Below are 24,760 nucleotides of genomic sequence, written 5' to 3' on the forward strand. Positions count from 1 at the left end.
AAGAAAATGAAAAAAAATATACTGTTTTTATTTTTGATAATTGGCAACATACTGTTTGCTCAATCAAACAGTTCTTTTATACCAGAGCCGGGTAAGTATATCGTTTCGGGCTGGGTTAAAGAAAATGTCGTTAAGCAACAAACCACGTATACCGAAAGCAATATAACAATTGCTTTTAATAATAATAATGCCGCTCCATTCTATTCCGAAACTTTCAAAGCTTCAGGAGCAATCATCGATGGCTGGCAGCGTATTGTAGGCATTGTAACCATTCCGGTAACAAACCCTCAAAATAATCCAAAGATGGAAATAAAACTGAATTGTACCAGCACTACAGCAGATTGTTATTTTGATGATATTCGATTTTTCCCTTACAACGGAAATTTAAAAAGTTTTGTTTATGATGAAGATACTCAGAAACTCATGGCGGAATTGGATGAGAATAATTATGCGACGTTTTATGAGTACGACTTAGAAGGAGGACTTGTAAGAATAAAAAAGGAAACCGAAAAAGGAGTTTATACCATACAAGAGACACGAAGTAATAGTGTGAAGAGTGAATAAATCGGTTTTGATTTTAGCATTAATTGAGAATAGTTAAATCTATAATTCTTTTAAAATCAAATATTTAATTATCAGGATATACAAACAAGCCTTTTGCGGGTTTAAAACATATAAGTTAATCACGTTATCATTATAATATGAAGCTATCATTGAATGTGTTAAGTAAAAAAATAAGTTTAATTGGGTTATTGTTTTTTACAATGATTCTCAGTGCGCAAGTACAGGAAAAAGAGTATACTAATTTTACGCCCACAGCGATTACTGCTTTTGGTACTGCTCCCGTTTCTGTTTTTGATTCAGAGGCTAGTTTTCCAAATCAAAATAACTTAGGTACTTATTGCTACTTATCATTAAATATTGATAACAATCTGGCACCTTATGTGACTTATACATTGAAAGCTACATTTAGAATTACTCCTGTAAAGCAGGATGGTACTGATGATACTTCTTTTGATAAAGAATTGACAGTAAACTACAATCCTAATCCGGCTAACAGCGGAGGTACAAACTTTCATGATTTAAGCTATTTAAAAATTGAAAACAGATTTGGTATTAAGGTACAGTTGCTTTCCTATTCAGCACTGAATACAAATAATGTTAGTATAGTTCCCAATAATGCCTTTGTTAATATGGGTTTCAAAGCAAGGAGATATTATACAGTTTCAGAACAATTGCTTAATCCGATAGGCGCAATTAATGCTCCAGCAAGTTCAATTAGCTTAAATTGGGAAAGTTTACCGGGTGCTTTAGAATATGAATTAGAATGGACTTGGATTGATAATTATAGTAATGAAAATATAACGACACCTTTACCTGGGGATCAAATTCCGTTTTCAGAGCGTGATTTTGAATTGAATAATACACGCATCATAACCTCTAAAAATACTTTTGAAATACCTCTTATCTACGGTAACGGGTATTTGATATACAGGGTGCGGGGCATAAGCAGAAACACAGAGTCTGTAAAATACTATGGTAACTGGAGTTCAGGAACAAGTTTAAAAACGACTATAGCCGACTGGCCGCATCAAAGTGTCGTTTCTGAGCATGAAGCAGGTAAAAACTGGCAATTTCAGGCGAGCTATGCCGAAGACGGAAAGAAAAAAGAAGTCGTAAGTTATTTTGACGGTTCCCTAAGAAATCGCCAGACAGTAACCAAAATAAATACGGATAATACGACCATTGTAGGAGAGGTTATTTATGATGCGCAGGGAAGACCGGCTGTTGAAATATTGCCTGCACCAAATAAAGACGCTACTATTCATTATTTTAAAAATTACAATTTAAACAATCAAAACAAATTGTATTCTTTCAAAGATTTTGATCTTGACGAAGGAAATTGTGTCAGTACTATTTCCGGAATGTCCGAAAATTCAGGATCGAGCAGGTACTATTCTCCATCGGGATTCGCCGATTTTTCATTGAGAACCAATCAGGCGTATGTACCGGATGCGAAATTATATCCCTTTTCACAAATAGAATACACACCTGATAATACAGGCAGAGTATCCAGAAAGGGAGGAGTAGGGCCGGAGCATCAGTTAGGCACAGGCCATGAAATGAAATATTTATATACAACACCTACAGCACCAGAATTGCATAGATTGTTTGGCTATAGTGTCGGGGAAGCTTCTCATTACAAAAAAAATATGGTTATCGATCCTAACAAGCAGGTATCAGTAAGCTATTTAGATCCACAAGGCCGTACTATAGCGACTGCATTATCCGGAAAATCTCCAGTCAACCTGAGTGGTTTACTTGAAGAAAATACAGATACCACAGAAAATGGTCATGGTAGTACTACAGCAGATTTACTCAATAAAATTACACCTGCCGACACAGATACAACAAAGGATAATAACATTTTACAAGCTACAGGAAAATATCCTTTGAATAATGATGTGCTGGCTCTTTCTAAATCAATAGAAGTGTCAAACAACGGGTCAGCATATGAGTTTGAATATAGTTTAAATCAGACAAGTTCGTTTTCTCCTTTTTATTGCTCAACAGGCTTATATCCTTTTGTGTATGATGTTAAATTAAGCCTGAAAGATAATTGCGGTATTGAAAAATTAGTTGCGCCTATTGCTGCAACAGTTGGAACAACTAGTTTCTCGGGTACAAACATCCCTGCCGTTCTGCCGGCTGTAAAGCCAAAAGCGACTTTAGATACAGGTAGTTACAGTCTGAGAAAAGAAATAAAAGTAAATGAAAAAGCATTAAATGACTATGCGGATCATTACATAAAAAAACTGAAAACACCAGGATCCGGATGTTATATTGATCCGGCAGATCCAACATTTGGATTGGCACCTAATGCTCAGTTAGCTTATGATTGTAATACAACTTGTGAGACTTGTATGACGAGTATAGGAACTAAAGTATCTTATGTTCAAAAAGCTTTTGACAATCTATATGGTAAAGTAGACGAGCAAAACAGTAAAGTTACCGTATCAGAAACAGGAAGTACGATAAATGCATTATTAAATGATGATTATACAGATTTAGAAGGTAACTTAATACAGCCTTCAGATGTAAATGGTTTAAAGACACGTTTTGTTAGAGAATGGGATTTGCTGAATAAAGAATGCGCGACAATATGTAATCCCACATCCATAGAATTTGAGACAGCTTGTCAAATGAATGAAAATTTACTGGTATCCGATTTGAGGCCCAATGGACAATATGGGGCGACAAATGCCAATATAACTGATGAAAATGGAGTTGAAACATTAGATGCAAATGGCAATCCGGTTCCTAACCCCAATTTTGATAAGTTAAGTATCTTTAATTCAAATGGAGGTCTTTTTTATAATGGTGATACCACACAAAATGACTGGAAGCACCCAATAACGCCATACACAATTGAGGGAGTTGAGTCATTTATTACCGTTGAAGTAATTGATAGGACTAAAACGCCATTCTTGTGTAATCCCAGAGTTGATGTTAATCCGGTACTTAAGACTGTTAAAAATGCTGACGGTAGTTTTAGTACTGTTCAAAATCCTGATGGTAGTGATATTTGGCAGGTTAAACCCGAGAATTTATCCAATGTAAAGGATTTTATAGCAAACTGGGACGACAGCTGGGCACAATCCTTATTGCCTTATCATCCGGAATATAAGTATTTAGAATACACTCGTGAGATATGCAAAAGAACAAATAATTTCAATATCTCAGGAATTCCTGAAACCCCTTTATCTTCTGATGGCTATGATTCTTATTTGATGAATATTACGACCTATGCTGAAGCGAATACTAAGGGACTTATTGATTTCGATAGTGCAGGAAATTTGGGGAAATTACAAATTTATTCTAAGGATCCTTATTTTCAGCAGGTTCAATTAGCATCACCTTTTGAGGACACTGCCCTTTACAATATGAGAGTAGGTTCCGGAAGCATCATGTATCAGGCTATAAACAGCAGTTATATCGGACAGAACAACAATAACTTGACTATGTATCAGGCTGCATTGCAGGGCGTGTTATGCAACTCTTTTTCTGAATGTAATCTGACCAATGTAACGTTGAGTGACCCTGTTCAAAAAAATGAAGTATGGAATGCTTACAAAGCGCTTTACATTGGATTAAAAAATAAAATCAAGCATATATTTATGAATATATATGCAATGAAAGCAAAAACATATAATGGCTGTATCGGTACTGGAGAAGGATCTGCGAGAATAACCGATGTTTTGACCGATAATTTTCCTCAAAAAAGTACACTTGCGACATACATTCAGAGCAATACCACCACTACAGGTTCTTTATGCGAAAGCAGCAGTGCAAGTTTATATCAGACCAAACAAAAAAACTACCTTCCGGCCGATTTTGGATACAATTCGAGTATTGATCCTCAGGTTGCGTCAGATAATTTAGTCAAATCAGCACACTTTGAATATTATGCACAAACAGGAAACTGTCCTCTATTATTAGATTTAGAAATGCTTTTAAATGGGTTTTTCAAAGATAAAATTACTTATCCTTCCCCAACGTCTTTGAATAATGTTTCGTTTAACAGACAATACCTGACCAAGGCATTGATGGAAAAACTCATGGTTGCTACCGGAAGCCTGACCGTAGCAGAATTATTTACTGCCGGATTAAAACCGCTGAATATAAAGACAACATTCTCCGGAAATACGCTGAACATGAATTTTTATCCAACAACAGGAGGAGGATTTGACACTTGTCCCATAACAATCGAACTTCCTGTTACGGGGGGGTACACCTGGGCAAATTATGGTTCTGCCTGGAATATAAAAAATCTAAAGCAGGTATATTATGATGTTTCAAGCTCAAAACCTTCCACAAAAAAATTCAGATACTCAATAGTTGCTCAAATAGGGGCTGTTGGCAATGATGCTGTTTTGAATGAGATTGTGCTAAACGGAGAAACTTGTGCACCAATAGGCGAATGTGGTATTGGGGCAACTGTTGGAGAAGCTCTGGATCCTAATGCAGCAAGTAACGATCAGGGAATAGGATGTAATAAAAGGGCGAAGTTTGAAAAAGCATTTCAGGGCTTATTGAATGAACTTAAAAAGAAAGGAACACTTTTTAGCACTACCGCAGTAAATTTGAGCAGCTACCCTGGCTATACAAGCTCCTATTTAGCAGAATATTTTGGACAAGATGCCTCGACTACCTGGAGAAGTGAGTCAGAAGGAGTGGCTACCGGGTTTATTTTAGAGAAAACAGTGGCAGGAAGTACGGTAGAGATTTCAAGAATCTGGACTTCTTATCCGGACAATGCATCAGGACTAAAAGGCTTAAATTTTTCTAATTTTGACGCTGTAAACTTTAAGGATTCAGACAGTTTTAGCTTTACACTTTCCGGTGGTACAATTGCAGCAGGGAAAAAGGTGTCAGTAGGAGGTGATTTTTATACCCCAGTACTCAACTTTAACTGCTGTCCTATACAAAACCCGTGGGCAAACGACAGCGATCATGATGGCGTATTAGATGATTTGGACAATTGTCCTACTACTGCTAATACAGACCAATTGGATATTAATAAAGATGGTATTGGGGATATCTGTCAAAATTTACCTACTTGTTCGCCAGCTCCAAATGTTAGTGTATGTGCTAACACTGCTGATGAAATTGCATTTGAAATTGGAGTAAAAAATGTGATTAATCAGATTTTGTCTGATCCGGCTTCTTATGATGAGTATGGGAATTTACTAACTCCATATAGAATTTGTAGTGATTATCCTCATATGGCTAATTTGATTGCCAATGCACATTTAACAGAACATTTTCAGGTCCTGAAAGACAGGGATCAGTCAGCAAGCTGTATGGCTAAGGGTAATGTAAAACTGTATAAATTTCGATTAACAAAAGATGTTGATGATTCAATTTCTGTATCTTTTTACAATGAAAATCAAGAAGACCAGGGACACTTTAGATTAAGAGTACATTATTTAACTGCTGCTGATGGTACATATGAAAAATCTACTTTTTTTAATAAAATTGATATTGTAGCAAATAAAATTGTTAATACTAATTATGATTCAAAAAGTATAAAATGCGTTGATGTTGCTGTTAGTAATTATATTGTGGTAAATGATATGTCTTGTTATTCATTAGCAGTAGATTTTTGTGATTTCCTGGCTCCTCTTCCGTATGTTGCCGTTAGTGCTTGTACAGGTAATACTGAGTCGGAAGTGATATATGAAACTAATTTGAAAGATGTTTTAAATCAAATAATTACTACTGGATATACTAATAATACAATTTTAAATAGTGCGGATAATCCTGTAATGATGCGTTTTATTAACGAATCAAGTTTAGTTGAACATTTCAAAGGAAGAAGAGAATATGAAATAAGTATTGATCCAAATTCTCTGAACACTCCTATTCAGTTGACTAAATATAGTATATATGGCTATAATGCAGGTAATCAACTACAATTGACATTTTATAACGATCAAAATTCTTTTAACGGTTTTATGGTTATAGAGTTACCATCATATACAAAAACTATAAACCAAATAGATGTAATTGGAAATTTTGAAGCAAAAATAAGTTTTACCGACTTAAATGAACAAGAAATAATTAAAACTATTCATCTGAATAATTTTGCAGCTACGAATGAATATGGAGCTGGAGCAGATCGTGGTTTTTGTAATTTTATAAGTTCATACCCTTCATCTTCATCATCAACATCAAGAAAATCAGCCTCTTCGTCAACAGATGATTCTACAATGTATGCTATAGATGCTTCCGGAGTAATTACAGTTACAAATGCAAACGGTACTACCGCTCGTATGGCTTCCGCTTCCTCAACAGAATCCTGCTCCACCTGTATCCCGCAAACCGTAATTCCGGTAGCCTGCGATAGTAAAAAAGCAGCATTTTTAAGTAAAATGGGGGGACTTATAGAAGACTATACAGTAGCACAATCTACCCTTGATAATTTTTGCAGTAACAACTACCAATACATTTCAGATAGTTATTTGTATTATCTTGAAAAATTACAGGTAAAAAAGCTTTATGACATCCGTTTCAGAACGCTTGCAGAATTTGGAGATACGTATTTGCATTATGGTTTTAACGGAATCAATGCCGTAATAGACCAATACAAAAAATATTATGACGAAAATAAAGTAGTAAACAATGAGGCAAATCCTGATATACTCAACTGGAATGAATGGGTAGAAACTGTTTTTAGACCAGACAATACAGGCAAAGTTTGCCCTCCGGCAGCATTAAGCTCATCTGTTTCCCCTGCTTTACCGGAAGAAACAGAATCTACTTGTGAAAAACTGGTTAAAAATATTGCAGAAGCTTTCTCAGCAGACAACTTTAATAATTGGCTACAGGAGAAGCGTAAAGAATTTATAGCATCTTATATCAAAAAAGCGATGTCTGATGTCGTTGAGACTCTTGACATGACGTACTATGATCAGGAATACCAATACACTCTTTATTATTACGATCAGGCAGGAAATCTTACCCAGACCGTTCCCCCGGAAGGAGTAAAACGCTTTTCACCGGCAGAGATTACAACTAAGAATGCCCTCATTGAAGCTCACAAAGCGGCAGCAGATCCACTTAACCCGGCTATGAGTGAGAATGGAAATTTACTACCTGGGCATAAACTCAAAACGCAGTATGGTTACAATTCATTAAACCAATTGGTCTGGCAGAGTACTCCTGATGGTGGCGTAACCCGTTTTGCTTATGATCAACTGGGCAGGATTATCGCTTCTCAAAATAATAAACAGCTAACTTCTGGTATTGCTAAAATGAGCTACACCAATTATGATAGCTTGGGCAGGATCAAGGAGGCCGGGGAAATAGAAAGTTCTGTAGTGAATACAAATAACCCATCCCAGTCTGTAAGTTATAGCATATCTCCTGAAGGAAGATTAGTGCGCAGTCCTCATCCGGATGAAAATGATGAACCATACGGAATAGTAGACAGCTTTGATTCTAATTTACCTAAAAATCAGGTTACCAGAACGATTTATGATGAAGACCCGGAGGTAGAAACAGATGTACTAGCTTCTTATTTATTTACAACCAATACAACACCGGGCTTCAATCCTGCTTACAACAACCGCAATAGGGTAACCGGTATTTTTTATCACGAAAATTACAGCAATCCGTTAGTTTTTGACAATGCTATTCTTTACAACTATGATGTTCATGGAAATGTAAAGGAAATTGTGAATTATTATACCGCTTTAAAAGATGAAAATTGTCAGGAAACGGTTATTAACGCTGCTACAGGACAACTAAACGATTGCGAGGCGCACTTAAAACGTATTGTTTACGATTACGATTTAATTAGCGGTAATGTCAACACGGTTAAATTCCAGCCAAACAGACCGGATCAGTTTATACACCGCTACAACTATGATGCTGATAACCGCATTGTAAATGTAGAAACCTCTGCCAATGGGGTACTTTGGGAAAAAGATGCCAGTTATCAGTATTATCCACACGGACCATTAGCCAGAGTAGAATTAGGAGACAAAAAAGTGCAGGGAATCGATTACGCCTATACTTTGCAGGGATGGCTTAAAACAGTAAATGGCGAAAACTTAGCAAATAGTACTAATGATTTGGGGCAGGACGGCTCACTCAATGGAACGACCAAAACCAAAGATGCTTTTGGTTATTCATTAAGCTATTATGACCACGATTACAATGCTATTTACGGCGATACAGATACTGATGCATTTAAACCTTTAATGGTAAGCCGTAACGCAACGGGAGCTACCCTTCAGGATTTATACAACGGGAATATTAAGCAAATGACAACAGCTATTCGCAAAGGAGGCGATCAGCTGCTTGCTATTCAAAAGAACAATTACAGTTACGATCAGCTTAATCGTATCAAATCGATGACTTCTCAGGCTTTTGATGCTTTGACAATGGAGGCTTCCAAAAGTTATGAGTCCAGCTATTCTTACGATAGAAACGGGAATTTGCTAACGATGAGAAATACGGCACCCGGTGTTTATCCAAACTCAAGAACCCCAACTTTGAAAAATCCGGAGATGGACAACTTTACCTATAAATATAAGTCAGGGACCAACAAACTAACCAATGTTTTTGATATTGCCAATGATATATTTACCGAAACAGGTATTGATATCAAGCAGAATCTAAATGAAAAAGCGGCTTATAATGAATCTAATCCTGATACTCACAATTATATTTACGATGCTATAGGGCAATTGATAGAGGACAAAAATGAAGGTCTGATTATTGATTGGCGTGTAGATGGCAAAGTCAAAAAAGTGACGAATAGTAAAATAGGAATTACTATTGACTTTGAATACGATGGACTGGGCAATCGAATAGCCAAACGTGTACAACGCGGACTTGATGTAACCCGTACCCATTACACCCGTGATGCACAAGGCAATGTACTGGGCGTGTATGAAGAAAAATACAAAGCTAAAGAAGGAACGCTGCAAAACGACCTGAACCTTAACAACTACAACATTAATGCTGTAGCAGTAAAACGTGCTATTAACAACATTTATGCTACTAGTGATGGCAGTAATTCCAGTGTGGGTAAAAACGGGAATTTAACTCTGGAAGCGGGGAATTCCATCACGCTTAAAAATTTCACGGCAGCTCAGGGAAGTACCTTTACAGCCCGAATTACACCGGTACAGGCCAACAGCAACGAGTCTGAATATGTCCTGAAAGAACACCATCTTTTTGGCAGCAGCCGATTAGGACTGGAGGAAGCCAATTTGCCAATATACCAATACGAACGATCTTCAAATGCGACTACTCAGAAAATAAGTACAAGTAAAATGGCTGTTACGGAAACAGCAACAGCTGATTTATCAAGTGAAATGCAGCAAGTTCAGGCACAATCAGTAATTACGGGTCCTGTATCAGTTGTTCGTGATTATTCGTTATATCTTAATTCAGGTACTACTGCTACTTGGCCAATGGTTAATAGTGCTACTCTATTATCAAAGCCAAACGAAATGAACATTGCTTTGCAAACAAAATTTAAGCTGAATGATACTTCTATTGCGAATGGAACTTATGCAATTGGACAATTAGAATATAAAGCTTTGGCACCAGTTACAGCTGATACCAATTATCAAATACCAACTTCAGCCGGAACAACTTGTATAAATGTGATTCAGACAGGAGTAGAAGGAGTAGATTTATATGCAAAATCAGGATCTGGTTGTAATAACCAAACTATTGATTTTGGTACAGTTTTAAACCAGAACCAAAATGGTTTTGTAGAATATCAGGTACCTTATGAAAGTGCTACAAAATCAAATACAGTAGGTATGACTATTGGAGGTGTTTTTTATGGATTTAAAGTTACAATGACAAGGACTTCATCAACAGCTCATACAAATAAATTAGAACGTGTTATAGGTAGTACAGCAACAACTTTATACAGTCAGTCTGTAACGAATACTAATCGGATAAATTTGAAAATAGCCAGGGTTAATGGAGTAGTAACTTTAGGGTATTATAATACTTCGGGGGTCTGGACTACGTATACGGCAGCATCTGGGCTTTCTCAATTAGCGACCTTAAAATGTACTTTTGTAAACAATAATAGCTATATATATGGTTTTAGAGTTAATAGATCTGTAACCTCAAATCAGGAAATTACAAATCAGGCTTTAATTACATTAAATAAAACAGCTTCAGGATTTCAAACCAGGTTAGATTTATCTCAAAGAACAGCTACTAATCCGTTGAAAGAATTTAGCGTTGTTTCTGGTTATAAAACAGCGGCAGAATATTCCAAAGGGATTGATTTGAATTTTAATGCTAATTTTAAAGACAAAGTATTTAGTTATTTGGTTAATAATGAATCTCAGCCGATTACTAATTCGGATTGGGTTGCTTCTTCAACTACGTATCCTATTATTAATCAAAACAAATTGGGAGGAGTAATCAATTCAAAAAATGCACTTTCATTTGATCTGTGTTATTTTGATTATACAATGAGTCCGTATGAGGCTCCCGTTTCAGTACAATCATTTTCTTTTAATGATGCTACCAGCAATACCATTACTGATAATGCACCTGTATCTGCTTCCGGAACAGCTATGACGGTATCCCCAGCAGTGGTTAGGTCACTTTCAGGACTTTGTCAGACCGATTCTGATGGCGATGGAATTTATGATATGAATGAAGATGTAAATCAGGATAATGATCTTGCTAATGATGATACAGATGGCGATGGTATTCCTAATTATCAGGATAGCGACGATGATGGCGACGGTGTACTTACTATAAAGGAAGGGCCAAATGTGATAAGAAATCAATTCACACCTTTTACTATTGTAAATACATCATTAAATACAGATGGCGATGGCATTCCTAACTATCTCGATATTGATGATGATGGCGATGAAGTTGCAACAAAATATGAAGGAACAAATGCACAGGGAATCGGTCGGGATACAGATCAGGATGGAATTTATGATTATTTGGATAAAGACGATGATGGTGACGGAGTTTATACTAAATATGAAGGCGTTAATCCCGATGGCGACTTAAACCCCAATACAGGTAACACCCTTAATACGGATCATTTCACAGATAGATACGGAAAATGGGTTGTAGATTTAGTACCTGATTATTTAGACAATGATGACGATGGTGATGGTGTGCTTACGATGTATGAAGGAGCTAATCCTGATGGCGACGGAAATCCTAATACCGGTACTACATTAAATACAGATGCTCCGGTCGAAAATAATCCGAATCCTAATATGAGGGAAGATGCCATACCTAATTATTTGGACTTTGATGACGATGGCGATGGTTATGCTACCTGGGAAGAAGGAGCTAACCCTGATGGAGACGGAAATCCAAATACCGGGGTTACGCTTGATACCGATAATGAAGGTATACCGGACTATCTTGATTATTCGAATACTGTTTATCCGGCAACACGACCAATAGTGTTAAATAATTATGTAAATTTGACAGGAGATAAACAATACGAACTTTCCAACCATTTAGGAAATGTACTTTCGGTAATTTCAGATAAGAAAATACCATCGTTGTCTTCTGGTGCTTTAGCGTATTTTAATCCTGAAGTTCTTAGTTATAGTGATTATTATCCTTTTGGAATGCTAGTACCTTCGCGACATGGGAAGTCTGAAGATTATCGTTACGGATTTAATGGAAAGGAAAAGGACGATGAGTTGAAAGGCGAAGGAAATAGTTATGATTTTGGAGCGAGGATGTTAGACCCTAGAGTAGGAAGATTTTTTACAAAAGATCCTGATTTTAGTCTTTATCCTTTTATGAGCCCATATTGTTATGCTGCAAATAGTCCTATTTATCTTTTGGATAGTCAAGGAAAGGGACCAAAACCATCTGTTAGGTTATTATTTTATGGTGGAGCTAGAACGGCGGGGGATAATTCTTCGTTTTATTTTGCTGCACATAATGTAAATAGTGATTATGGTGGAGATGGACTGAAATCAAGTATGTATTTTGCTGAATCTGGTAAATATGTTGTTGATAAGATTAATGATCAAAAAGATGGCTCTATACAATCTATAGATTTTTTTACTCACGGTTCACAATATGCTCTTTATATGGTGAAAAATGGTGAAACTAATAAACCTGGTTCGACTGCTGGGGATATTCCTAAAGATGATACAGAATCTAATAATTTATATGCCTCAAAAACAGTTAAAGCAGTTCAAAGCTGGGGAGGTGGAGATGACACAAGAACTGTAAATTCAATCAATGTGTCTAAATTTGCAGACAATGCAAAAATAGAAATACACGGTTGTAATACTGCGGGTTCTACTTTGGCTGTTGACAATATAGCAACTAATATTTCTGAAGCGCTGTTTGCAGGAGGTAAAGAAAGAGCTGTAGTGATAGGACACAATACAAAAGCTAATCCAAAAATTAATGGAGAAAAGACAACCAATAAACAACAAGATTATAGACACGGTTCTAGGGTTGTTTATCATAATGGTGAGGTGTTGTTTACCACAAATATAAAAGGCAGAATAAAAGCAAAGGTCATAAATCATTATTTAGATAAAAAGAAAGCAGAAGGTAGTGATTATGAATCTTCTGAATACACTTCAAAAACTAAACTATAATGTTTTTAAAAAACAAAACTATTTTAATCTTTACTATATTATTAGTATTGTTAAATCAAGCTTGTACATCATCGAAAGGTGTTGTACAAGTTCTTTGTAATTATCAAATGAATGCCTGTGGTGATTGCACTGCCCAATATAAGGTCAAGTCTGTTTTGAGTGTTAAAAATGATAATCATATTTATCTAAAAGGGAAAACTATAAAAATAATATACTTTAAAGATAATAAAGAGGTAGATATTTCTTTTGGTATAAAAGAGTGTCTAATTTGTTATGATTTTATTGCAGAAGGAGAACTTATTAAAAGCGGAAATGAATACACACTATATGCAACTAAATTTACTAGAAAATTGCGAAAAGAATGTTGTGATAAATAATTATATTTTTTCTATAAAAAACACACATCCATTAGCATCTAAATCTATAATATAAGTTGATGTGTCAAACTCTATTACATAAATAGGCTCTTCAATATCATAAGATATTATTGACCAGTAATAATTTAATTCTTTTTTATTAGGTTTTCTTAATTTGTGACTTTGGTTATTTAGGCAAATAAATTTCCAAATATCATTATGCTCCTCGGAGTTTTTAAATGCTCTTCCCTGTTTTACTATTATTTTTCTTCTTATTGGTATATGAAAATTGACATTTATACCAGTTAACTTACTATTAAGTCCATTCTTAATTATTGTTTCCCAAAAATTTGGACCAATTATTAATGTTTTACTAACATTCAAGGTGTTAGTGTTGACAAGTAAAGAATTTTCAATATTTAAAATAGCTTTTCTGTTTATGCTGTCGTGTGCTTTAATGTATGCAATCTCATTATTTTTTTGGGCAAAAGAAAAATTTAATATACCTATAATAAACAGAAATGTAATGTGATTTTTAATCATAATTTATTTATTTAAACTTTAACAAATATTACTTATATCCTTTTTATAATTAAGAAGAATAAGCTTTTTTAGTTTTATGGTCACGTATTAAGGCATCTATTACGGAGTATATTTTTTCTTTTTCAGAAAGTGGTAATTTTTGAATTTCTTTAATTCGTTTTACGGCTTCATTATCTAAAACTTCTTCCTTGTCTTCCTCTCCTGCCAAATAATCTAAAGAAACACCTAAAACATCTGCAATACGTTTAGCATATTCTACAGATGGTACAGCATCACCACGTTCGTATTTAGAAATCGCATCTCTTGAAATACCAGTTGCTTCTGCAAGGGCTATTTGTGAAAGATTTTTAGCTTTTTTTAATTGTGTTATTTTTTCTCCAAACTTCATAGTATATAATAAAAACAAGGCTTAATCGTATGATGTTCTGCAAAAGTAATCATTTATTGTAATAAAAAAATAAAATAATACTTGACTTGTTGTATAATATTACCTAATATTGCTGAAAATATTACGCAGATAATAAATAATTATACAAACTATGTCAAATCTCAACACATCAAACCCAAACAATTACATCTACGACACCAAACTCCCGATCGCTCGGATATATCAACGCAACGATAGCGCAGATTTGCAATCTGTGCCCGCAAAGAGAATAAAACAAGTTTATGAAAAAACAGGCAATTTGTCTGTTTTTTTGTTTTTAAGAAAGTTGCTTCCCAAATTAGCTTTTAGTATATCGACACAACGATAGCGCAGAAATGTTTTTCCCGATGATTTGAATTCGAGTTCGCCAGCACAGAAACTTAAAATAGAAAAAACCTTAAACCCGGACGGTATTGGTTGTTATATTGAACTTTTTAGAAATGGAACCCCCCGCTCTATCGTTGTTAATCCTGATTTTTATGAGGAGTATAATGGTAAAATGGGAATTGGGAATAGTGACTATTATTCTGCAACTGCTGTTTTGAAACATGAACATAAACATTTTAAAGGGTTAGGTGCAGATCCTTGGACTGACCATTTACAAGTTTGGATTCAAACTTTTAAAGAGATTGTTAAAGATGGTACTTATTCAAAACTAGGTAAAGATCATAAAGATTATATATATAAAGTTGGAGTTGGTTATATTGATGATATGAAGTGGAGTTTAAGCAATAAGGGGGGAGTTAAATCTGAGGATTTTGATTATGCTTATGACCTTTTAAATAAAACCCACTGGCGCTCGTTTGTCTGGGTTCTCTGGTGCTCGATTGCATCGAGTACCTACTTAAATTAGAAGGCAAAAGATAGCGTTTGCAACGCGGGTAATTAACCAAAAAAGCAACTCAGTTACGAGTTGCTTTTTTGGTTTTACAAAGTAGTTATATAACAGTGAGCATCAATCCAACTGGCGCTCGTTTGTTTGTCATTCTGGTGCTCGATTGCATCGAGTACCTACTTAAATTAGAAGGCAAAAGGTAGCGTTTGCAACGCGAGTAATTAACTATCTGGATATTGATGATGATGGCGATGAAGTTGCAACAAAATATGAAGGAACAAATGCACAGGGAATCGGTCTGGATACAGATCAGGATGGAATTTATGATTATTTGGATAAAGACGATGATGGTGACGGAGTTTATACTAAATATGAAGGCGTTAATCCCGATGGCGATTTAAACCCCAATACAGGTAACACCCTTAATACGGATCATTTTACAGATAGATACGGAAAATGGGTTGTAGATTTAGTACCTGATTATTTAAACAATGATGACGATGGTGATGGTGTGCTTACGATATATGAAGGAGCTAATCCTGATGGCGACGGAAATCCTAATACCGGTACTACATTAAATACAGATGCTCCGGTCGAAAATAATCCGAATCCTAATATGAGGGAAGATACAATACCTAATTATTTGGACTTTGATGACGATGGCGATGGTTATGCTACCTGGGAAGAAGGAGCTAACCCTGATGGAGACGGAAATCCAAATACCGGGGTTACGCTTGATACCGATAATGAAGGTATACCGGACTATCTTGATTATTCGAATACTGTTTATCCGGCAACACGACCAATAGTGTTAAATAATTATGTAAATTTGACAGGAGATAAACAATACGAACTTTCCAACCATTTAGGAAATGTACTTTCGGTAATTTCAGATAAGAAAATACCATCGTTGTCTTCTGGTGCTTTAGCGTATTTTAATCCTGAAGTTCTTAGTTATAGTGATTATTATCCTTTTGGAATGCTAGTACCTTCGCGACATGGGAAGTCTGAATCGTATCGTTATGGGTTCCAGGGACAGGAAATGGATAACGAGATTAAAGGTGAAGGGAATTCTTTGAATTATACCTTTAGGATGCATGATCCTAGGATTGGGAGGTTTTTTGCGGTGGATCCTTTAGCAAAAGCATATCCCCATTATACTCCATATATTTTTAGTGGAAATAAACTTATACATGCAATTGAATTAGAAGGAATGGAAGAATATGAGTTATTTTTACCAAGTCCATTTCAAAGAAGTATAGAGGATGCAATAATAGCAAAAAACTGTCAAGCAATTATGAATAAAGTTGATGACAAAGCTTATAGATTATTTGCACATGGTGCCCCGGATTTCGTACAAGGATATGATAAGGGAGGGCATAAAACTCAAGAATATTGTCCAAGTTTAGATAAATTTTTAAATCAATCATATCATTCTGATAAATGGAAAGAGATGAAAGAAGAAGGAGGCACTTTTATATCATATGCTTGCAATACAGGTGATGAAGGTGGTGTAATGCAACAATTATCTAAAAAGGAAGGAAATGAGAATATAATTTTTATAGCAGCTACTGAATATGTAAATCATTTACTTAGTACTGATAAAAAGACTGGAGATGTAAAAGGAAGAGTTGAAGTTTTTACTAAAAGACAAGGTGGTAAAGTGAAATATGGAGTTTGGAACATTTATAAAGGAGGGAAATTAATAGACACAAAACCTTATGATTGGCAACCTACAGAAATAGATTTAAAAACTATGGATAAACCAATTGAAAAAACATTTTTTGAAATAGTAAAAGAGTTTTTTATTAGTAATCCTGAACCTAAAACAAAGAAAAATGCAAAAAGTTAACTTATTAAAAAAAATAATATTGATAATTTTTGTTTTAATTTCATTTATTTTCTTTTTGAAATGGTACACAAATTTTATTTATTTCTCAACCCAAAATGAAACTTTTGAAACAATCAAAAATCATAATATTTACATCAAGAAAATGACCTATGATAGACTAATAAATAAATTTGAAAGAGAGGCTTACGATAGTCTGGTTAGAGTTTATTCAAATCATGAAGAAGATTTAGATTTTTTAAATATAAGTATTCAGGTTTCTAATAAATGGAATTATGATTACGCAAGCTATCAGGTTTTTAAAATTATAAGTGAAACTCAGAAACAGGTAAATCAAGACATGCCAGATTTAAACTATCTTGATTTAAAAACTAGAAAAATTTCATTAAATTATCTAGTGAAAGCTTATAATGAAGGTAACCCTAATGCAAAAAAAATAATAAATAATTATACTGAAAATAAGATTTATTTAGATGATCTAAAACAATCTCTGGACAATCTGAGAGACCCAGATGGCTCGGATATATCAACGCAACGATAGCGCAGAAATTTTGGTAGTGTTTCAAAGTTAGTGATATAAGATTTTAGATTTCTAACGTATTGAAATAGAATAAATATCAGTAAAAAATAATTTAAAGATGAGCAGGGTAGTGTTTCAAAGTTAGTGATATGAGATTTTACATTTCTAACGTATTAAAATTGAACAAATTTTAGAAATAAATAATTTTAAGATGAGCAGTGATGCTCATCTTTTTTGTTTTATTATTGCCTTAAATGTGCTAAAATGAATAAAAATTCGACATGGTGTTCCCTCGGTCCGAGCATTAGCTTGATTAATAAAACCCACTGGCGCTCGTTTGTCTGGGTTCTCTGGTGCTCGATTGCATCGAGTACCTACTTAAATTAGAAGGCAAAAGATAGCGTTTGCAACGCGGGTAATTAACCAAAAAAGCAACTCAGTTACGAGTTGCTTTTTTGGTTTTACAAAGTAGTTATATAACAGTGAGCATCAATCCAACTGGCGCTCGTTTGTTTGTCATTCTGGTGCTCGATTGCATCGAGTACCTACTTAAATTAGAAGGCAAAAGGTAGCGTTTGCAACGCGAGTAATTAACTATCTGGATATTGATGATGATGGCGATGAAGTTGCAACAAAATATGAAGGAACAAATGCACAGGGAATCGGTCTGGATACAGATCAGGATGGAATTTATGATTATTTGGATAAAGACGATGATGGTGACGGAGTTTATACTAAATATGAAGGCGTTAATCCCGATGGCGATTTAAACCCCAATACAGGTAACACCCTTAATACGGATCATTTTACAGATAGATACGGAAAATGGGTTGTAGATTTAGTACCTGATTATTTAGACAATGATGACGATGGTGATGGTGTGCTTACGATGTATGAAGGAGCTAATCCTGATGGCGACGGAAATCCTAATACCGGTACTACATTAAATACAGATGCTCCGGTCGAAAATAATCCGAATCCTAATATGAGGGAAGATACCATACCTAATTATTTGGACTTTGATGACGATGGCGATGGTTATGCTACCTGGGAAGAAGGAGCTAACCCTGATGGAGACGGAAATCCAAATACCGGGGTTACGCTTGATACCGATAATGAAGGTATACCGGACTATCTTGATTATTCGAATACTGTTTATCCGGCAACACGACCAATAGTGTTAAATAATTATGTAAATTTGACAGGAGATAAACAATACGAACTTTCCAACCATTTAGGAAATGTACTTTCGGTAATTTCAGATAAGAAAATACCAACATTGGCTTCTGGTGCTTTAGCGTATTTTAACCCTGAAGTTCTTAGTTATTCAGATTATTATCCTTTTGGACAGTTAGTCCCTAATAGACATGGTTCTAGTGATAGCTATAGATATGGGTTTAATGGTATGGAGAAAGATGACGAATTGAAAGGTATTGGAAATAGCTATGATTTTGGAGCAAGAATGTTAGACCCGAGAATTGGAAGATGGTTTGCTGTGGATAAAATGAGAATGAAAGCTCCCGATTGGTCTCCTTATAGATTTGCTTTTGATAATCCTTTAAGATTTATAGATTCTGACGGGAATTATGAAACCGATGGGCATTATTGGACTGTATATATGATAGGACTTATGATAGGTTTGGATTCTTATAGAGCAGAACAGTTAGCTTATAATGTAGAAAAATGGGACACTATGATACATGGTGATCAAGCAATTCTTAATTATACTTGGGCAGATCCAAACCATCAACAAAGAACTCATTCTTTAACAGGAGGAAGTCATGATGTTGAAGAATTTAATACTTCTTTGGGTATCTTAAATGGAAATGGATTTGATATTGAAGAAATGGGAAGACTTATACATAGATACGGAGATACTTATGCTCATTCTAAATTAAACGGAGACGGAAGTATGTATGGAGAAGATGGGTACACTTTAGAGCATGCTTTTGCAGAGGAAAGCGATGGTAGCGAAACTAGTTTACGCCCCGATTTAATTTACGAACGTCCTGGAATGTATTTAGAATATGTTCAGAATCTCTCATCTATCATGGCTGTAAAATTTGGAAGTAATCCTAAGGTTAAGATTGACTTAGCTAAATTTAAAGAGATGACTGCTTATGCTCAAAAAAACAAAGTGTCTTTAATTGGAATTATAAACTATGAGGTATCTGCAATGGAAAATAAAAATAGTTTTCATGTCCAATTTGCAACAGGATCAAAGTTTGTAGAAGATCTTAAATCACATGAACAACATGTGGATAATACAAAAAAATACTTAGATTCCAAAGGTGTGAATTACAGCACAGAAAAACAATATAAATTCAAAATTTTCGGAATTGGTTTCGGCTATAAAGGGACTAAATTTAATGTTAAGGGCTCAACAAATGAATAAGTTTAAAGTTTTATTTATAATATTATTTTCAATTTTTATAAATACAATATTGATAATCTTAGCTGAAATGATTGTCAACAATATTCATGGAAAATATATTTTAATTTATATTATTATGTCCAATATTAAATTGTTTCTTTCATTAATTCCATTAATTGTGACTTTATTTTTTTCTAAGAATAAATTTGAACTTATTTTTATTTTCATTATTTCGGATATTATAATTAATTATTTTGTGTTCGAGTTTGTATATAAGATGATGTTTTTTCATTTCATTAGCCTAGGTATAGTTTTTTTATTTTGTCACCCGTCGCAACGGAAATAACCCGAACGGTCTAGATATATAATATTAAGAGCAGTACGTTGGCGCAGAATTGCATTCCCACTGGCGCTCGTTTGTCCGTCATTCTGGTGCTCGATTGCATCGAGTACCTACTTAAATTAGAAGACAAAAGGTAGCGTTTGCGTGTAATTAAACTAGTCCTGGAGTCAGTGAGAGTAATTCTAAATCCAATAAAGATTGAAAATCTGCCAGATTGTTCACAAAGGATTTTTAGACATAGCCCGAATGAAGTGGTTAAAAAAACAAACGAAATTCTCAGCGTAATGTTTGTCAGGCCTTTTGACGGTTGAAACTATCTGCCCAAAAGGGATTTATGAATAGTAAACAAATGGATAAAAATATAGAAATTGACTTGAAAACGATATTCAAGGCAGACTTTGAAGTTTTGGTAGAAAATGAACCAAAAAAGTCAGTAGCAGCTATTGACTTTTTTAATTGCTAAAATACTAAACAAATGTTAGAACGGCTTCATAATTATTATCTCAACAAAGAAGAACCAAACAAGAGTTGTTTGCTTGCGTTGCGGGGCATTATTCTTGACCAGAACGCAGATGTTACAGAAACAATCAAGTGGGGAATGCCCTGTTTTTGTTATAAGAAAAAAATGTTTTGCTATTTGTGGATAGATAAAAAGACCAACGAACCCTATATTTTAATGGTAGAAGGAAAATATCTTCAGCACCCCCAATTAGAAGAAGGCAACCGTTCCCGAATGAAGATTTTCAGAGTTAATCCAAACAAAGATTTGCCCTTAAAGACAATTGAAAATATTCTGCAAAAAGCGTTGGACTTATATAAGAAAGGTACAATAAAAATAAAAGAATGACCAACAAACAAGAACGAATCTTAGATATATCCTTGTTTTATTTAATAAATATGTCAGGATTCAAATTTACAAAAGGCCCATTTGTCTAGCCTTGTTTATCAGTTCTGTATCTCCTCCTTTTTCTAATAGTAAGTGACTTTTAATATTCGCTTTTCTTTTTTCTATTGAGCTCATTGATAATGGAATATGATTGGGCATACTAACCGTTTTAATACCCTGTGAAAGTAAAATGAGGATCTGGGTATCGTATTCATCCCAGTCTAAATTCTTTTGAGCCATTTTTTTTTGAGATTTTATAATTTGATCACTATAAATAATTTCTCCCAGTAAGATTTTTTTGCAAATCATGGGAAAAGACTCAAAATTGACTTCACTTTTAGAGATAAAGCCATCTGGGACGATATTTTTTATAATTCTGTTGACTATAAAAGCTTCCGTATGCATGGTCAATAACAAAATTTTACAATTGGGGTGCGTTTTTCTAACAACAGAAGCCAAATCAATGCCATTTGAAATATTTAATTCAGGATAAGGAGGTAAATTAATATCAAGTATTGCGAAGTCAATTTTTACATTTTGGCTGCAAAGCATCATTATTTTATTGTAGGCAGTTTCACAATCATACCGTTTTATAAAAAAAGGATCTAACGCCTCAAAACACTCATCAGACAGCAGGTTTGCGTAGCTATCTACTGTCATCGGGTGGTCATCAACTATCAGGATATTAAGTGGCATTTTTTGATGGTTTAGGTAAAAGTAATTAATGTTACGGTAAAACCGTAATAAACAAAACTTTTTTCAATGTTTTTTTGCAAAAACATAAAATATAGAGTCCTATGAAAACGAAATTAAATTACATCCTTTTTGCTTTGGTTATCGTATTAAATTTTTCTTGTACAAATGATGATGATCAGGAAGTTACTACAACAAGTAAAACAAAGACAAGCATCATGGTAAATAATGTTGAAGAAAAATCAGTGTTAAACAACTCTGTTTCGACTTTGAAAACCCCGGATGATGGAGAACCAAGTAATCCTAAAACCAAGTAATTCCTATGATATAATAATACATTTAAACCCTTTGGGTGGAAGTATTCAAAAACGTTAGTTTGAATCTTTTTTATGTAGAGAAACGGAACTCAAAAAGTATCGGGTACCGTTTTCAATGATCATTTTTTATGTTACCGATACCATTTTCTATCAAAAAGTACTCGAACTGCTGAAAAATTATCATCAAAAACAATGATCCCCAACGTGTATTTTAACTAATTTATTGAAGACTATAACTGCTTTTGATTGTTATAGTCTTTTTTATTTGCTATATATTTGAAGAGAATCTATAAATGATTATTTTGAAATATATATTTAAATTTTATATTCCATGTATTCTGTTAATTACAGCAGTCACAGTTGTTTTATGCGTGAGAAAACCATATAAAAAACAGACTGTGAACCGAGTTGTTTTTAATGAACGGTATTTTCGTAAAATTTCAGGTACTGAAAAAGAAAAATACTTAGACTCAATTGTAACCTCATTAAATGACGAAAGAAATGATTCAGTTAGCAGAGATTTATACTTAAAAGCCGGCGAAGAATATTACTACTTAAACAACATAAGAAAATCATTTACTTCAAGTCAGATTGCACTAAATTTATCCAGAGAAGCAAAGGATAGCTCCAGAATAGCGAAATCACTTTATTTTATTGGAGATTGTTATGAAAATTCACAAAAAGACAGTGCCTATTACTATTACTTGCAGGCTCAAAAAATTTACACCTTAATTAACGACTACGAAAAACTGGGCAGAATGCATTTTAACAAAGCATATGTTTTGTTTTATGATGGCAATTTTGTTGAATGTGAAATCGAATTGACCAAAGGTCTTAATTATTTAAAAAATTCAGACAATGAAAAACTGCTGTATTCCTGCAATACTTTAATGGGAAATTGTCTGGAGAAACTTTTTATGTATGAACAGGCTCTAAAATACCATCAATATGCTCTTGGGAATTTAAAAGAGATGAAGAAGAATAATTTAGACAGTGATGAAGTTAATAATTTTAATGTTTCTTCAGTAATTAATATTTGTAATTTATATGATTTAAAGGGAGAATATTCAAAATCAATCAAAGAGTTGAATGCTGTTCTGACAAAAGACCTGAAAAAAAAATGGCCCCGGTTGTATGCTAATGTACTTTCGAATTTAGCGTATTCGAAAATGAAAAATAAAGAATACAAAAATGTAGAATTTATGTTTTTAGAGTCTTTAAGAATAGTGGACAGCCTTGATTACAGGTCTGATGCTATCTACAAGAAAATTTATTTAGGGGAGTTTTATTTGGCTCAAAAAGATACCTTAATGTCTCTAAAAACACTAAAAGAGGCTTATCGTTCTGCTGTTGAAATGAAAAACACCAATGAAATTTTAAGAACCCTGAGGTTACTGACAAAGATAGATAACAGGAAAAAAGTATTTTATGCGAATCGTTACATAGATATGATTGACAGTATCAATAGTATTCGAAGCAAAATTAGTAACAAATATGCCAGAATAGAATATGAAACAATAACGGTTGAAGATGAGAATAAAATCCTGACCAAAAAGAATTTTTACATCTTAATTTTTTCATTTGCTGCTTTTTTGATTCTGTTGTCAATTTTTGGTTTTGTTTATCTGAAATATAAAAATAAGGAACTAAAGTTTGTAAAGCAGCAGCAAAATGACAGTGATGAAATATACCAGCTTTTAAGTGAGCAGAATGAAATAATTAATAAAGCAAAAGAAGAAGAAAAAAACAAAATTGCGAGGGAGCTGCATGACGGGGTTATGAACAAACTTTACGGAGTGAGGATGAATTTAGGATTCTTTAATACAAAATTGGATGATAAATCAATTGAAAAAAGAAAAGAATATATCCTGGAATTGCAAAATATTGAAAATGAAATCAGAACTATTTCTCACGATTTAAGCCGTGATTCTTTTTTAGAAGGAAGCGATTTTAATACCTTGTTATCCAATTTAATTGCAAATCAAAAAGGGCTGAGCAGGGCCAGATTCAAGTATATTATTGAAGAAAATTTTGATTGGGAACAAGTTCAGAATATTTATAAAATAAACGTATACCGAATAATTCAGGAAGCAGTATTAAACATCCACAAATATTCAAGAGCATTAAATGCAGAGGTCAAAATTCAATTATCAGAAGATAAAATTTTAAAATTATCGATTCTTGATGATGGTATCGGATTTGATATTAATACTGTAAAAAAAGGAATTGGTCTCAGCAACATCAAAGAAAGAGCAAATTCTTTAAAAGGTAATCTGGATATCCTGTCCGGAATTGGAAAAGGGACAGAAATTATCGTAATGTTTGATATTACCCGTTGAAAATCATAAGTTTTTGTTTTGATAAGACATTGTTTAGCAACCCAGGATTTGATTATTCGATAACAATACGGTAAATATGTTTTAGCTTAAAATCTATAAAATTGCAGGTTATTTTTAGAAAGATTAT

Annotated in this window: 14 protein-coding genes; 11 read left to right on the forward strand and 3 right to left on the reverse strand. The window is 34.1% G+C overall.

Translation table 11 applies throughout. The features are described from left to right. Window positions 1-6 precede the first annotated feature (6 nt). From DMB65_RS02100 to DMB65_RS02110, 3 genes are all read left to right on the forward strand, one after another. Window positions 7-564 carry a hypothetical protein gene (locus tag DMB65_RS02100; protein ID WP_110305006.1) on the forward strand — a complete coding sequence of 186 codons (558 nt, stop codon included), beginning with the start codon at window positions 7-9 and terminating at the stop codon, window positions 562-564. A 137-nt stretch (window positions 565-701) separates the two neighbouring features. Beyond that, entirely contained in the window at window positions 702-13,151 is a 12,450-nt protein-coding gene (locus tag DMB65_RS02105) for an RHS repeat-associated core domain-containing protein (RefSeq protein WP_123955241.1), read from the forward strand. Beyond that, window positions 13,151-13,528 (forward strand): hypothetical protein, encoded by a 378-nt coding sequence (locus tag DMB65_RS02110; RefSeq protein ID WP_110305008.1) that lies wholly within the window; start codon window positions 13,151-13,153, stop codon window positions 13,526-13,528. Before DMB65_RS02105 ends, DMB65_RS02110 begins: the two co-directional genes overlap by 1 nt. On the opposite strand, the gene DMB65_RS02115 is transcribed toward DMB65_RS02110, so the two are convergent. After that, the gene (locus tag DMB65_RS02115; protein WP_110305009.1) at window positions 13,529-14,050 is read right to left on the reverse strand and encodes a hypothetical protein; all 522 of its coding nucleotides are present in this window, start codon (window positions 14,048-14,050) and stop codon (window positions 13,529-13,531) included. A gap of 49 nt (window positions 14,051-14,099) precedes the next feature. Further along, window positions 14,100-14,438 carry a helix-turn-helix domain-containing protein gene (locus DMB65_RS02120; protein ID WP_110305010.1) on the reverse strand — a complete coding sequence of 113 codons (339 nt, stop codon included), beginning with the start codon at window positions 14,436-14,438 and terminating at the stop codon, window positions 14,100-14,102. 391 nt (window positions 14,439-14,829) lie between these two features. On the opposite strand from DMB65_RS02120, the gene DMB65_RS02125 reads away from it, so the two are divergent. The 6 genes from DMB65_RS02125 to DMB65_RS02150 all read left to right on the forward strand — a co-directional run bounded on the left by DMB65_RS02125 (window position 14,830) and on the right by DMB65_RS02150 (window position 21,245). Then, on the forward strand, window positions 14,830-15,330 hold the full coding sequence (locus DMB65_RS02125; protein ID WP_110305011.1) for a hypothetical protein: 501 nt from the start codon (window positions 14,830-14,832) through the stop codon (window positions 15,328-15,330). A 313-nt stretch (window positions 15,331-15,643) separates the two neighbouring features. Then, window positions 15,644-17,164, forward strand: a complete 1,521-nt coding sequence (locus DMB65_RS02130; protein ID WP_110305012.1) for an RHS repeat-associated core domain-containing protein — start codon at window positions 15,644-15,646, stop codon at window positions 17,162-17,164. Next, window positions 17,151-17,702 (forward strand): hypothetical protein, encoded by a 552-nt coding sequence (locus tag DMB65_RS02135; RefSeq protein ID WP_110305013.1) that lies wholly within the window; start codon window positions 17,151-17,153, stop codon window positions 17,700-17,702. Before DMB65_RS02130 ends, DMB65_RS02135 begins: the two co-directional genes overlap by 14 nt. A gap of 679 nt (window positions 17,703-18,381) precedes the next feature. Continuing rightward, window positions 18,382-20,076, forward strand: coding sequence for an RHS repeat domain-containing protein (locus tag DMB65_RS02140; protein ID WP_110305014.1), 1,695 nt, complete (start codon window positions 18,382-18,384; stop codon window positions 20,074-20,076). A 656-nt stretch (window positions 20,077-20,732) separates the two neighbouring features. After that, the gene (locus DMB65_RS22575) at window positions 20,733-20,861 is read left to right on the forward strand and encodes a hypothetical protein (RefSeq protein WP_262511956.1); all 129 of its coding nucleotides are present in this window, start codon (window positions 20,733-20,735) and stop codon (window positions 20,859-20,861) included. 12 nt (window positions 20,862-20,873) lie between these two features. Next, entirely contained in the window at window positions 20,874-21,245 is a 372-nt protein-coding gene (locus DMB65_RS02150; RefSeq protein ID WP_110305016.1) for a DUF1801 domain-containing protein, read from the forward strand. A 66-nt stretch (window positions 21,246-21,311) separates the two neighbouring features. Here DMB65_RS02150 and DMB65_RS02155 read toward each other — a convergent pair whose 3' ends face one another. After that, on the reverse strand, window positions 21,312-21,980 hold the full coding sequence (locus DMB65_RS02155) for a response regulator (RefSeq protein ID WP_110305017.1): 669 nt from the start codon (window positions 21,978-21,980) through the stop codon (window positions 21,312-21,314). Window positions 21,981-22,081: 101 nt separating this feature from the next. Here DMB65_RS02155 and DMB65_RS02160 point away from each other — a divergent pair, with 101 nt between their 5' ends. Both DMB65_RS02160 and DMB65_RS02165 read left to right on the forward strand, forming a co-directional pair. Continuing rightward, window positions 22,082-22,294, forward strand: coding sequence for a hypothetical protein (locus tag DMB65_RS02160; protein ID WP_110305018.1), 213 nt, complete (start codon window positions 22,082-22,084; stop codon window positions 22,292-22,294). A 398-nt stretch (window positions 22,295-22,692) separates the two neighbouring features. Then, a complete protein-coding gene (locus DMB65_RS02165; protein ID WP_230470574.1) occupies window positions 22,693-24,633 on the forward strand; it encodes a sensor histidine kinase in 1,941 nt (646 codons plus the stop codon). The last annotated feature ends 127 nt before the right edge of the window (window positions 24,634-24,760 follow it).

It is taken from the genome of Flavobacterium cheongpyeongense (assembly GCF_003202435.1).
In the GTDB taxonomy this organism is placed as follows: Bacteria; Bacteroidota; Bacteroidia; order Flavobacteriales; family Flavobacteriaceae; genus Flavobacterium; species Flavobacterium cheongpyeongense.

What these genes read in the sequence shown, in the direction of transcription:
- DMB65_RS02115 (WP_110305009.1), bottom strand. Translation starts at nt 14,050, where the DNA reads ATGATTAAAAATCACATTACATTTCTGTTTATTATAGGTATATTAAAT.
- DMB65_RS02150 (WP_110305016.1), top strand. Translation starts at nt 20,874, where the DNA reads ATGTTAGAACGGCTTCATAATTATTATCTCAACAAAGAAGAACCAAAC.
- DMB65_RS02155 (WP_110305017.1), bottom strand. Translation starts at nt 21,980, where the DNA reads ATGCCACTTAATATCCTGATAGTTGATGACCACCCGATGACAGTAGAT.
- DMB65_RS02110 (WP_110305008.1), top strand. Translation starts at nt 13,151, where the DNA reads ATGTTTTTAAAAAACAAAACTATTTTAATCTTTACTATATTATTAGTA.
- DMB65_RS02135 (WP_110305013.1), top strand. Translation starts at nt 17,151, where the DNA reads ATGCAAAAAGTTAACTTATTAAAAAAAATAATATTGATAATTTTTGTT.
- DMB65_RS02160 (WP_110305018.1), top strand. Translation starts at nt 22,082, where the DNA reads ATGAAAACGAAATTAAATTACATCCTTTTTGCTTTGGTTATCGTATTA.
- DMB65_RS22575 (WP_262511956.1), top strand. Translation starts at nt 20,733, where the DNA reads ATGAATAGTAAACAAATGGATAAAAATATAGAAATTGACTTGAAAACG.
- DMB65_RS02120 (WP_110305010.1), bottom strand. Translation starts at nt 14,438, where the DNA reads ATGAAGTTTGGAGAAAAAATAACACAATTAAAAAAAGCTAAAAATCTT.
- DMB65_RS02105 (WP_123955241.1), top strand. Translation starts at nt 702, where the DNA reads ATGAAGCTATCATTGAATGTGTTAAGTAAAAAAATAAGTTTAATTGGG.
- DMB65_RS02100 (WP_110305006.1), top strand. Translation starts at nt 7, where the DNA reads ATGAAAAAAAATATACTGTTTTTATTTTTGATAATTGGCAACATACTG.